The 331-nt window shown below is 37.2% G+C and carries 1 protein-coding gene; it reads right to left on the bottom strand.

Going from position 1 to position 331, the window contains the following annotated elements; translation table 11 throughout:
* On the bottom strand, positions 1–284 hold a 284-nt coding region (locus R0J92_RS22125), incomplete at its 3' end, for a hypothetical protein (RefSeq protein WP_411053233.1).
* Positions 285–331: the final 47 nt, after the last annotated feature.

Genomic DNA, 331 nt, shown 5'->3' on the forward strand with positions numbered 1-331 from the left:
GTATTCCCATAATAGAATTCAGAGAGCATGTATAGACCTTGAGTGTTTGGGTTCTTTGGCGATAAGTTTACTATAATCGGCCTTACTGAAGCACTGGTTGAAGGAGCAATATTCACTGGTGAATTTGAAATAATTACGTTGTTTACAGAATCTGCTCTTGTTGTTGTAGCATAAATTAAACCTCGGCTATCTGGTTCATCTGCATAGATTTCGTCAGGAATTCCAATGTAATTCAGAACACAGCCTATACCAGTTGCAGAGGGACTTTCAATGACGATAATCAATCTATTCTTGTTTACATTTAGGCGATACGTCATTACAGTATCTTTAG

Source organism: Tritonibacter sp. SIMBA_163 (assembly GCF_046535935.1).
GTDB lineage: Bacteria > Pseudomonadota > Alphaproteobacteria > Rhodobacterales > Rhodobacteraceae > Epibacterium > Epibacterium scottomollicae.